Below are 409 nucleotides of genomic sequence, written 5' to 3' on the forward strand. Positions count from 1 at the left end.
TTTTCTGGATCGCTGTCCACACCGGCTCCGGTGTCATCGGTCAGTGCGTTGCCCACAGGCGCTGCCGTGTCGTCCTCACCCACTGTGTAAGCGTTGTCCAGCGCGGTCGGTGCATCGTTCACACCCGTGACCGTCACCGTGATCGTCGCCGTATCGGTGCCGCCCTGCCCATCATCGATGGTGTAGGTCAGCGTCGTCGTCGCCGTCTCGCCAGGAGCGAGAGACTCGAACTCACCGTTCGGATCGAACGTCAGCTCGCCATCCGTACCAATGGTGAACAGGCCACCGTTGGAGCCAGGTGCGTCCGTCTGTGGCAGCACCGTCAGCGTGCCGCCATCCGGATCACTGTCCACACCGTCTCCGGTGTCATCGGTCAACACGTTGCCCAGGTTCGCTGGCGCATCGTCTT

At 63.1% G+C, this 409-nt stretch carries 1 protein-coding gene; it reads right to left on the bottom strand.

The genetic code is table 11. The features are described 5' to 3' along the window. The coding region (locus ABWV89_RS18875; RefSeq protein ID WP_353400637.1) for a cadherin-like domain-containing protein at nt 1-409 on the bottom strand (409 nt) is incomplete at both ends.

The sequence above is a fragment of the Hydrogenophaga sp. 5NK40-0174 genome, assembly GCF_040372165.1.
In the GTDB taxonomy this organism is placed as follows: domain Bacteria; phylum Pseudomonadota; class Gammaproteobacteria; order Burkholderiales; family Burkholderiaceae_C; genus Hydrogenophaga.